The 8,786-nt window shown below is 32.4% G+C and carries 8 protein-coding genes; 7 read left to right on the forward strand and 1 reads right to left on the reverse strand.

Annotated elements, in window-relative coordinates; genetic code table 11:
* The 7 genes from QJ521_RS08715 to QJ521_RS08745 all read left to right on the forward strand — a co-directional run.
* Positions 1-218, forward strand: a 218-nt coding sequence (locus QJ521_RS08715) for a zinc ribbon domain-containing protein (protein ID WP_282840088.1), incomplete at its 5' end; no start/stop codon positions are given.
* A gap of 104 nt (positions 219-322) precedes the next feature.
* On the forward strand, positions 323-1,048 hold the full coding sequence (locus QJ521_RS08720) for a DUF2238 domain-containing protein (RefSeq protein WP_282840089.1): 726 nt from the start codon (positions 323-325) through the stop codon (positions 1,046-1,048).
* Between the two features lie 555 nt (positions 1,049-1,603).
* Complete coding sequence (locus QJ521_RS08725; protein WP_282840091.1) at positions 1,604-1,795, forward strand: hypothetical protein; 192 nt, start codon at positions 1,604-1,606, stop codon at positions 1,793-1,795.
* Positions 1,796-2,153: 358 nt separating this feature from the next.
* Positions 2,154-2,585, forward strand: a complete 432-nt coding sequence (locus QJ521_RS08730) for an IS66 family transposase (protein WP_282840092.1) — start codon at positions 2,154-2,156, stop codon at positions 2,583-2,585.
* 637 nt (positions 2,586-3,222) lie between these two features.
* Positions 3,223-4,080 carry a phosphatase PAP2 family protein gene (locus tag QJ521_RS08735; RefSeq protein ID WP_282840093.1) on the forward strand — a complete coding sequence of 286 codons (858 nt, stop codon included), beginning with the start codon at positions 3,223-3,225 and terminating at the stop codon, positions 4,078-4,080.
* A complete protein-coding gene (locus tag QJ521_RS08740) occupies positions 4,077-5,414 on the forward strand; it encodes an MFS transporter (protein ID WP_282840094.1) in 1,338 nt (445 codons plus the stop codon). Before QJ521_RS08735 ends, QJ521_RS08740 begins: the two co-directional genes overlap by 4 nt.
* Before the next feature lie 11 nt (positions 5,415-5,425).
* A complete protein-coding gene (locus QJ521_RS08745) occupies positions 5,426-7,810 on the forward strand; it encodes a beta-glucosidase family protein (RefSeq protein WP_282840095.1) in 2,385 nt (794 codons plus the stop codon).
* Between the two features lie 279 nt (positions 7,811-8,089).
* Here the strand turns inward: QJ521_RS08745 and QJ521_RS08750 are convergent, their stop codons facing one another.
* Positions 8,090-8,728, reverse strand: a complete 639-nt coding sequence (locus QJ521_RS08750; RefSeq protein WP_282840096.1) for a TetR/AcrR family transcriptional regulator — start codon at positions 8,726-8,728, stop codon at positions 8,090-8,092.
* Positions 8,729-8,786: the final 58 nt, after the last annotated feature.

The following is an 8,786-nucleotide window of genomic DNA, read 5'->3' on the forward strand; positions in this document are numbered from 1 at the left end:
AAGGAAAAACCTTGATCAAGATTGATCAATATTATCCATCAACAAAGACCTGTAGTCAGTGTGGGAAGCAAAAAGATATCTTACTCTTTGAACGCACATACTCTTGTGTATGTGGGCAAAAGATGGATAGAGACCTAAATGCAGCGATTAACATCGGTGTTCAAGGTCTAATAGCATATGCAACAAAAGCGTATGGAACAGACGCGATAGCTTGGTAAACTAACGGACACTAGCCTGTTTTACCCAAGAAGCCTTCGCTTTTAATGAAATTCATTAAGTGGTGGGAGTAGTTCACTTTACATATTATACGAGGAGGATTTAAATGAAAAATAAATATGGTATATCGCCATCAACTAGAATAGAACGTACTGTTTTTTGGTCTGTATTTATTTTAATGTTTTTTGCATTTATTTGGTCTATAGTTAATGCTATAGAAGCACCGCTAGAATATAGTCAAGGTGTTGAGCTTATAAAAAATGACTATATCTTAATGGCTACTGAAAGTTTTGGCGGAATGTTTGTGTTACTTTTACCTACTTTTATAGAAAAAAAGTGGCATTTTGACATACCATCTACAATGCATATATTTGTAATTATTTTTTTATTTGCAGCCATTATTTTAGGCGAGTTTAGAAGATTTCATTTTATTGTACCTCACTTTGACAAGATGCTCCATATTGTAAGTGGAGCATTTTTAGCAGCATTAAGTTTTACAATTATACAAGTTTTAAATGATTATGACATTATTAAAATGAATCCGATGTTTGTTGCTATTTTTGCTTTTTGCTTTGCAATGACCATGGGTGTTCTTTGGGAGTTGTATGAGTTTGCATGGGATAGTACAATGAATTTAAATATGATGAAATACATGGATGAAACAGGTACGCCATATGTTGGATTAAATGCATTAAATGATACCATGTGGGATTTTATTATAGATGGTATAGGTGCATTTTCAATGAGTTTGATTGGCTATATATCCATTAAACATGATAAAATGTGGATAAATAATCTAATTATTAGAAAAGCTAAAAAAGAGGAAGATTAATTAATAGAAATTTGTCAACGTAAGGGATATTGTATTTCGATTGAAGTTCTAAGTGGAACGTGTAGATTATTTTAACACGATTACGCACCCCTAGTGAGAATTTGCGCACCCTTAATTATAGCTTATCTAAGATATTTCATCTTAAGATAATGAAAACTGTTGAAAAAGACTGTTGTAAATATTTTATACAGTCCAATTAAAACTTGATGATTTAGAAAGCTAAGTGGGTTGTTTCTATATTTTTTTGTCTCTCTAATGATTTCAAAAGTATCACTTAAGCGAACCTCTAGACTGCTTGAGACAATATATAAATTCATTTTACCTAGTTCTACAACAAACTGGTTATTGTGATCAGTAAAGCCTAAAAGGATTATTTGTATTGAAGAAATTATTCCATTCTACTATTACATTATCTATCTAAACATAAGTTCAACTGCAATTGGTAAGATTAGCATTCGAATAGGCCAAAATGATCATTCATATTTTAACGGTAATTTAGGATATGAAATTGATTAATCTTTTTGTAAAAATGGCTACGCAAAAATAGCAGTGATGATGAAATATTCAACAACCAGATTTCATAGAACGATATACTTTATCATTTCTTGTGACGATGATAATGTCTCATCAAAGAGAGTTATTGAAAAACTTGGTGGCGAACATTTGGAAGCGATAACACCTCCAAAAAATTATGTATTTTATTACGATAGTATGCCTGAGAAAAGCATTTTTAGAATTCATATATAATGTGGATAATGATTGATTTTCAATAGTTTTTATTCAACTTTCAGCACTAAAAAATGCTGCTTTGTTAAGCCGTTTTCATAAAGGTGCATAATTGTATTAAAATAGGTAGAACAACCCAACTTTATGTTTGATTGCTTTATGTACTACAGTGTCCTCTGTTGTCCTCTAAAAAATGTGTTACCGTAGGCGTTCACTAATGGTTGTCGACCCCAAATTAAGAAACATAAGACGACTTATCGAAAGAGAATTGGTCTTTTTTCCATAAAGTGAGGTAGGTCTTGAATTATATTTTGTACTTAGTTCGTTAAGGTCAAATATTAACACTCTAACAATTTATACTGTTTTTTTGTATTCTGGCATGAAACGAAGAAATAATCATGAAAAAAACATTATACAGACAGAGACCAGCTTCAAAGGGTATACCAAACTGAATAAAAATAATCCAAAGATTAAACTTCAAAGGTGCTTTACACATGCTAGAAGACGTTTTTATCATATCGACAAAACTTTACCCGAAGAAAACTATTTTTGGAGTAGCGTAAAAAAGATTTTGGATATTATCGGTAAACTCTTTAACTTAGAGTCTATCTACAAAAAGGAAAATCTTATAGCTCCTGACCTTTTAAAGCCTCGTAGTCAAGAACATCCAATTATCCCAAAAGAACTTGAGGCTCTTCTATTTAACCCTATTTATATACTAGGATTAGCATTAGGAGGTGCAGTGAGCTATGCCAAGAAGGTCAAGCTAAAGCTTTCAACCTTTTTATCAAGTGGATATATCGAAATATAAAACAACAGCGCAGAAAGAACTGTGAAACCGTTCGTGATCAATCGAAAAATCTTTATGACATCATGTTCTTATGATTAGGCAAGATACACAACACTACTTTTTTCAATCATTCATACGTGACGTTAGAATGATTGAAATGTTTCAAAGTATTTAGAATATGTCCTAGACAACATTCAAGCAAAGAGACTAGAAATCTATTACCCTATTCTATATCGATCGGTAAGTCGCTTAGAAATGCTTAAAATCCGCCAATTTTCATCAAGATGGATTTCATCTCCCCATACAAAAATATCACCTAGAGCTATTCTCTAAGTGGTATTTTTCTTATATAGTGTTAATATTTGACCTATATTTTTTTGAACTTTAAAATCTAGTTTTAATATGAAAGATTATTATAATCTGAGTCAAAATTGTTCTGTTTTGGAAAAGTGAGTAGTTGGAACTTCAAAATGGCAAATTAAAGTCTTTAATAGCATGAATATAATTTGTTAAATATTAAATGATTAGATGAAGTATCATCATAAAAATTGAAAAAATGCACACTAGTTGAAAAAAATATTGCACATCGCGTGCAAATATGATACAATTTATTTGAAGTGTAAACACTTTTATAAATATAAAAAAAGGGGAGACAAGGATGACAGTTTCTAGAAAGTTTTATTTAATCGCTTTATTGATTCTAATCGTTTTATTAGCTTTATTTGCATTGCTACCTTGGGATTACACATTATCTATTGCTATATACAATTCTCATTCGATTTGGGCAGAATTTTTCAACATGTTTGGTGAAGTGCCTTTGTATGGAGGGTTTTTATTAGCGACAACAATACTCTTTGGTAGTAGAAATCGAGTGAAATCACTCAAGTATTATGTTTTATCTGTCTTGGGTGTTGTCTTTATGTTGTTGTTTTCTATTATTACACCTTTTATGCCAATTAGATATGTTTTTGAATTTGCAGAAGGTGGTATTCCAACAATATGGATGATTATTGCAATCATTATTGGGTTAATCATTTTTAGTCTGATGTTTTTTTGGACGAAAAAAAAGGATCGAAAAGTTTTTGTTGCAATGAAAAAAGAAGCAGTAGTTCTTATTTTACTTGGATTATATGTCGTGATATCAGTTAACGTTTTAAAAATGATATGGGGAAGACCTCGTATGAGATCAATTGATTCCATTGATGAATTCAGATATTGGTATGACATACGACCTTTCGCAGTAAATGAAGAGTTCAAATCGTTTCCTTCCGGACATACGGCAAATGGCATGATGATATTTGCATATATTATGTTTATTGATAAAATTAAGTGGATTAAATCTCACTATTTCATAGCCTTTGCGTTGCTATGGGGCGTATTTGGCGCGTTAGCTAGAGTCGTTCTAGGGGCACACTTCTTTACTGATGTCATCGTAGCACTTTACATTACTATCTTTGGATTTGCATGGATACATTCCATGGTATTTAAGAATAGAAAGCGAGCTGATTTAAAATGAAAAAAACAGGTTTTCTAACATCATCAAAGGAAAGAAATTCTTACGGTTTGTGGTTTGTTGGACAAAATATCATCTATATGATGGTTATTTCTTATTTGGCGATTTTCCTTACAGATGAAATTGGTCTTACTGAAGCAGTTGTAGGAACACTTTTCCTTGTTGCACGCGTTTGGGATGCAGTCAATGATCCTATGCTAGGAGCTATTGTCGATAAATCACAACCTAAACGGGGTAAGTTTAAACCGTGGATTAATGCTGTAACATTAATTATGCCAATTGCAACCATTTTTCTATTCTGGAATTTTAACGGTAGCGGAACATTTAATGTGATCTATTTTTATATATCATATATTGTTTGGGGTATGCTTTATACTGTTAGTGATATTCCAATCTTTGCATTAGCAACAACCATGACCGATAATTCGGATGAACGCGTTTCAATTATATCTATTGGACGTTTAGCTGCAGGTTTAGCTTCAATGGTCATCGGTATTCTTGCCCCACAATTCATAGCAAACTTAGGATACCAGACAACTATTATTGTCCTTATGGGTATTGCTATGTTGACCATGATCCCTCTTCGCTTCTTTGTTAAAGAACGTGTTTTATATAAGCGTAGTTCAGTCATTACATTGAAATCGATGTTCCGAGCTGTTTTTTCAAATAAATATTTGCTTATTTTTTATGGCTCATTTATTGCAATAACATCAACTATGACATCGATGACTATTGCACCTTATTTTGCAAAGTGGAACTTAGGTGATATTGGTATACAAACAATCATCATGGCTACAATGGCGATACCTATGATTTTATTGCCCATAATAACACCTTTTTTGGTTAGAAAATTTGGTAAAAGAAAGATTTTTATGTATGGTATTGGTTCATCAATTCTTTTTAGTGTAATTCAATACTTAGTTGGTTACGAGCAATTTGGATTATTTTTGATATTAAACGCTTTAAAAAGCATTGGATTATTGTCTCCTATGTTAATGATGGGCATTTTTTCAGCGGATTGTGTTGAATACGGTGCATATACCACTGGCAAACGTAATGAAGGCGTGATTTTTTCTATTCAAACATTTTCTACAAAACTTGGAAGTGCGATTTCAGGGGCATTAGCACTATTTTTCATTTCAGCATTTGGTTATGTTGGCACAGCTACTGTTCAAACAGAACAAGCACTCAATGGGATATGGATTTCATTGTCATTGATACCGATTGTAGGACTTATCATCGCGTTCGTGTTGTTTGGTTTTTACTATAAATTAACAGAAAAAGACGTAGAGCGAATGATTAAAGAGATGGCATTAGATAAAACTATTGCGGAATAGAGGAGATAAACATGGATTTAAAAGCTAAAAATATTGTAAAACAATTGACTTTAGATGAAAAATTAAAACTTATCACTGGTAAAGATTTTTGGCATTTACAAGATATTCCAGCGTATGGGCTTCAAAGTATTATGGTTACAGATGGGCCACACGGATTACGCAAGCAAGATGGAGAATCAGATCATTTAGGATTAATGAATAGCGTACCAGCAACCTGTTACCCAACTGCAGCGGGCCTTGCTAGTACATGGAATGTAAACTTAATTCGTGAAGTTGGAGAAAAACTTGGAAAAGAATGTCTATCTGAAAAAGTATCAGTATTACTTGGACCAGGTGTTAATATCAAACGCAATCCACTAGGTGGACGTAATTTCGAATATTTTAGTGAAGACCCTTTGCTAACCGGAAAACTTGCATCTAACATGGTTAAAGGAGTTCAAAGTCAAGGGGTTGGCACCTCGATTAAACACTTTGCTGTAAATAATCAGGAAAGTTTTCGGATGAGTACGGATGCTCTTGTTGATGAAAGAACACTTAGAGAAATCTACCTCAAGGGTTTTGAAATTGCTGTTAAGGAGGCACAGCCATGGACTGTGATGTGTTCTTATAACAAGGTTAACGGTAAATATGCTTCAGAAAACCAGCATCTCTTAAAAACAATTTTAAAAGAAGAATGGCAACATGAAGGACTAGTTGTGACGGACTGGGGAGCAAATAATGATCGTATAAAAGGGCTAATTGCTGGGCAAGATTTAGAAATGCCAAGCAGTGGGTCACTACATTATAAAGACATTAAAAAAGCTTTGAAAAATGGAGAATTGGACGAATCTACTTTAGATGCTCGTGTTGAAAGAATTGTGGAATTAATAATCAAAGGACAGAATGCTTTAAAATCAAATCCTGTCAGATATGACGAAGAAGAACATCACGCATTTGCAAGAAAAGTTGCATCTGAAGCTATTGTTTTACTTAAAAATGATGACGAAATACTCCCTTTGAAATGTGAACATAAAGTAGCGTTAATTGGTGAATTTGCAGTTAAACCAAGATATCAAGGTAGTGGGTCTAGTTTAATTAAACCCACTCGTCTCAGCAATGCATACGATGCCTTTAAAGAAGTGTTAGGTGATAATTTAATCTATGCCCAAGGATATGATTCTAAAAAAGATACACTGGATCAACAATTGATTGATGAAGCAGTTCAAGTAGCAAAAGCTGCAGATTATGTTGTTCTTATGGTTGGCCTAACAGATGTTTATGAAAGCGAAGGGTTTGACAGAGACCACTTGAATATACCCAGAAGTCATCTAGCCTTGATTGAAGCTATTCAGTCAGCAAACAGCCAACTTATCGTTAGTCTCTCAAATGGTTCGCCTGTCATAATGCCATGGGAAAACCGCGTAAAAGGCATTGTCGAACAATATTTGGGTGGGCAGGCGTCAGGACAAGCATTAGCAGATGTTATCTTTGGTTTTGTTAATCCTTCAGGAAAACTTGCAGAAACGTTCCCAAAAGATTTATCTGATGTGCCTTCGAGCGCACATTTTCCAGATTATCCTAGACAAGTTCAATATAGAGAGGGATTATATGTTGGTTACCGTGGATATGATACATTAAACTTGGAAGCTCTGTTTCCTTTTGGTTATGGATTATCCTATACCATGTTTGAATATGCAAATTTGAAGGTAAAGGTTAATCGGGGCAATAAAAACATAGATTTATCTTTTGATCTTTCTAATGTTGGTAAATTTCCTGGCAAAGAGATTGCTCAAGTATATGTTTCAAAAATTGACAGTAAAGTTTATCGACCACTTCAAGAATTAAAAGCATTCGATAAAATTGAACTTGATATTAATGAAACTAAGCGAGTCAAAATGTCTATTGCATTTGAAGATTTGGCAATATATCAAGATGGGTATAAAGTAGAATGCGGTTCATATCTATTCTCTGTAGGAGCTTCATCGAAAGATATTAAATTAAAAAATGTAATTGACATTGAATCAGAAGACGTCGTGATTGATGACCAGCAAGACGCATACCGAATTATAGACCACACTTTTAATCCTAGTAAATCTGATTTTGAAAAACTATTGGGATATTCTATTCCTGAAATACCGGCGATTAAACCCTATCATTTAAATAGTTTGTTAGGTGAAATAAAAAAACATCCAATTGGAAAAAAATTGACAGGTATGATTCAAAAACGGATGACATCGATGATTGGTGAACCTGATGAAGCAATGAAACAAATGATGGAAAAAACAGTTGACCAGATGCCGTTAAGAGCATTGATAACTTTTAGTGGTGGTAAAATTAGCAAAAATAGAGCGTTAGGGTTACTCGATTTAATAAATAATCGCTTTATTCGAGGTTTATTCAAAATTATCAAAGGCTAAAATATAAAATGTTATTTTAATCAAAAAACATTGAATTTTATTATTTTAAATTGTTCAATTATCTTCTTATATCTTAGTGGGCACAGATAAAAAAGTGTTGCCAATCCATATAAAATAAGTCGCAACAATAAGCAACATAAAACATAGACTACAAGTGTATACAAATTATATCCAACCAATCACTTTAAAAAAACGGGCAATATATCATGCGATATATTGCCTAATCTTCCTTCGTTTTAGTCTAATAACTTTATTCTTGACATTGAGTCAAAATAACAATTATTGTTTTATACCTCTTAAGATGAGTTCTTTGAAGATTGATAAATCACCTTTACCTGAGATATCTTCTGTCAGCATGACTTTTTCTCTATATATAATTTTTTGCGCATAGGCCAAAAGACTCTGAAAAATAGTAATCAGTGTCAACATCGCTTGATTTTTTGGAAAATAGATTGATTTATCCAAAAGTGCATGTTCAACGATTTCCATTGGTATATTCGATGATTTGATTGAATTCAAGTATATATTATATCGATTATCAGGGTAACTGTTGTAAAAATAATAGTCGAACGCCGTTATATATTTTACAGCCTTTTGATTGTTTAATAGATCATTAAATATTTTTTCAATTACATTTTCTAAGTTTTGAAAAGCTGTGATATTTTGATTATAGGTGTAGTTAGAAAAAGAATATTTAATAATTTCCATCGTAACTATTTGAATATCAATTGCAAGGTCATCTTTAGTTTGATAATAATTATATACAGATCTTAAAGATATACCAGCAGCGCTAGCTATATCTTTCATGGTTGGCGAATGAATACCCTCTGAAATAAAAAGATCTCTTGCTTTATCAATGATTATTCGCCTATTCTTTTTTTTGTAGTTATTTTCATTGTAGTTTAATAGTTCATTCATAATATTCCCTCAGTTTCTATTTCATTTTAACATTTTTGCAGATACTATGCAATTAAAA

Source organism: Peloplasma aerotolerans (assembly GCF_030012175.1).
Classification (GTDB): Bacteria; Bacillota_I; Bacilli_A; order Acholeplasmatales; family Acholeplasmataceae; genus Peloplasma; species Peloplasma aerotolerans.

Bases quoted from the DNA above. Each gene is read 5' to 3' on its own strand.
- QJ521_RS08740 (WP_282840094.1), top strand. From the start codon at position 4,077: ATGAAAAAAACAGGTTTTCTAACATCATCAAAGGAAAGAAATTCTTAC.
- QJ521_RS08735 (WP_282840093.1), top strand. From the start codon at position 3,223: ATGACAGTTTCTAGAAAGTTTTATTTAATCGCTTTATTGATTCTAATC.
- QJ521_RS08720 (WP_282840089.1), top strand. From the start codon at position 323: ATGAAAAATAAATATGGTATATCGCCATCAACTAGAATAGAACGTACT.
- QJ521_RS08725 (WP_282840091.1), top strand. From the start codon at position 1,604: ATGAAATATTCAACAACCAGATTTCATAGAACGATATACTTTATCATT.
- QJ521_RS08730 (WP_282840092.1), top strand. From the start codon at position 2,154: ATGAAACGAAGAAATAATCATGAAAAAAACATTATACAGACAGAGACC.
- QJ521_RS08750 (WP_282840096.1), bottom strand. From the start codon at position 8,728: ATGAATGAACTATTAAACTACAATGAAAATAACTACAAAAAAAAGAAT.
- QJ521_RS08745 (WP_282840095.1), top strand. From the start codon at position 5,426: ATGGATTTAAAAGCTAAAAATATTGTAAAACAATTGACTTTAGATGAA.